This is a genomic window from Nonomuraea sp. NPDC001684 (assembly GCF_053596515.1).
The window spans coordinates 1-2,455 of the sequence record NZ_JBSFGJ010000776.1 but is presented as its reverse complement, the minus strand read 5'-3'; the positions used below and the strand labels follow the sequence as shown (position 1 = coordinate 2,455).

The 2,455-nt window shown below is 73.1% G+C and carries 2 protein-coding genes and 1 pseudogene; all 3 read left to right on the top strand.

Features of this window, described 5'->3' with window-relative positions; genetic code table 11:
* The coding region (locus ACWCSD_RS51525) for an Orn/Lys/Arg family decarboxylase (RefSeq protein ID WP_449927043.1) at positions 1–1,203 on the top strand (1,203 nt) is incomplete at its 5' end.
* Positions 1,204–1,481: 278 nt separating this feature from the next.
* Positions 1,482–1,994, top strand: a complete 513-nt coding sequence (locus tag ACWCSD_RS51520) for a SigE family RNA polymerase sigma factor (RefSeq protein WP_358010973.1) — start codon at positions 1,482–1,484, stop codon at positions 1,992–1,994.
* Positions 1,981–2,455: pseudogene (locus ACWCSD_RS51515) on the top strand (hypothetical protein); the annotation flags it as partial. The gene ACWCSD_RS51520 and the pseudogene ACWCSD_RS51515, both read left to right, overlap by 14 nt.

Here is a 2,455-nt window from a genome sequence, read left to right as displayed (position 1 = left end):
ACACGGCCATCGCGTGATCCTTCGATGTCGGTCGACGAGCGCACGCTGCCCGGCCCGGGGCGTCCCACCGTGTTCGCCACGCAGTCCACGCACAAGTTGCTGGCCGCGTTGTCGCAGGCGGCGATGTTGCACGTCCGGCCCGCGCCGCGGGCGCCGGTCGACTTCGACGCGTTCAACGAGACGTACCTGATGCACGCCTCGACCTCGCCGCTGTACCCGATGATCGCCTCCCTCGACGTGGCCGCGGCGATGATGGACGGCCCCTCCGGGTCGTTCCTGACCGGCGAGGCGATCGTCGAGGCGGTCCGGTTCCGGCAGGCGATGACCCGGCTGGCCGCCCGCATCCGCGAGGACGGCCGGCGGCCCGGCTGGTTCTTCGGCCTCTGGCAGCCGCCCTCGGTGCTCGACCCGCACACCGGCCGGGCCGTGCCCTTCGCCGACGCCGACCCGGCGCTGCTGAGCTCGGAGCCGCGCTGCTGGGTGCTGGAGCCCGGCGCCGCCTGGCACGGCTTCGACGGCATGCGCGACGACTACGCCCTGCTCGACCCGGTCAAGGTGACGATCACCTGCCCCGGCGCGGACGCGGCCGAGGGCACGCTGGAGTGGGGCATCCCGGCCAAGGTCGTGGCCGCCTACCTGCAGCGGCGCGGCATCGTGGTGGAGAAGACCGGCGACCACACCTTGCTGGTGCTGTTCTCGATGGGCATCACCAAGGGCAAGTGGGGCACGCTGATCGACGCGCTCACCGACTTCAAGAACGCCTACGACGACGACAGGGCGCTGGCGGACGTGCTGCCCGGGTTCGGGCCGTCCGGCGTGTCGTTGCGGGCGTTCTGCGGCGAGGTGCACGCCAAGCTGCGCGACTCGGGCGTGGGCGCGCTGCTCGACCAGGTCTTCACCGCGCTGCCCGAGCCGGTCTCCACGCCCGCCGACGTCTACCAGGCCATGATCCGCTCCCGTACCGAGCGGGTCCCGCTGGCCCGGCTGGCCGGGCGGGTGGTGGCGGCGACCGTGGTGGTCACCCCGCCCGGGATCCCCATGCTGATGCCGGGCGAGGCGACCGGCGCGGCCGACGGCCCGCTGATGCACTACCTGCGCGCCCTGGAGGACTTCGACCGGACCTTCCCCGACCTGGCCACCGACATCCACGGCGCCCACCGCGACGGCGAGGGCCGCTACTGGGTGGAGGTCCTCCGCGCCTGACGGCCGCCCCCGAAGGGCCGTCAGAGCAGGGCCGGCGCGGCGGGCCGGTTCAGGGCAGGGCCGGCACGGCGGGCCGGGCGTCGGTCCGGCCGACCTCGGCCAGGGGGACGGGCTGCCGCACGGTCCCCACGTGGCCTTGGCCGGCTCGGTGGACAGCCGCACGGTCTTCCCGTCGACCGACTCGCTCCGAAGGGTTGCCCGCCGCCTTCCCCCGCTCTCGCGGGCAACCGCCGCCGGCGCCCAGGCGTATAAGGAAGCGTGAAATCGGACAGACAGCCGTGAGCGCCACGGAACACGACTTCGGCGCATTCGTGGCCGCACGCGCCACGAGCCTGCTACGGGTCGCCTACCTCGCCTGCGGTGACGAGGCGGAGGCGGAGGACCTGCTGCAGACCGCGCTGGAGCGCACCTATCGGAACTGGGACCGGGTCCGCCACGACAGCCCCGAGCCGTACGTGCGCCGCGTCATCGTCAACGCCGCCATCAGCCGGGCCCGCCGCCGGGCGATCCTCAGGATCATCCCGATGCACAGCCCGCCGGACACTCCGGACCGGGCGACGGACACCGACCTGCGCCAGGTGCTCATGGACGCGCTGCGCGCCCTGCCGCCCCGGCAGCGGGCGGTGATCGTCCTGCGGTACTGGGAGGACCTCAGCGAGGCGCAGACCGCCGAGGTGCTCGGTTGCTCGGTCGGCACGGTCAAGAGCCAGGCGTCGAAGGCGACGGCCAAACTCCGTTCGGCCCTCGGACGGGAGACAGTGGAAGGAGTGATCAGGAATGCCCACGCTTGAGGAGGAGCTCCGCCGGCTCATGACGGAGGAGACCGCCCGGCTGCACGCCGCGCCCGACCTGGTGGAACGGGTGGTGCGCGGGTCCCGGCGCAGGCGGGTGAGGGGCCGGATCGCGGCGTTGTCGGCGTCCGTGGCGGTCGTGGCCGCGCCCGTGGCGTACCTGGGCGCGAGCACGACGACCGCGACGGGCGGCCAGGTGACGATCTCCGTGACGCCGGAGCCGCCCGCCATCGACGACACCCCGCCCCAGCCGTCGGAGCCGCCAAGCCTCGGCGACCTGGGCGACGGGATGAAGTTCGGGCACGTCAAGGTGGGATACCTGCCCGAGCGGCTGAAGTGGTCCGGCTGGTCGGTGGACTTCGGCGACAAGTACACGACCGCCTACATCTACGAGGGCGACGACCCGGGCTCCTACCGGGTGCAGATCTACATGTACGAGGAGGGGGCCGTCCAGGAGCTCG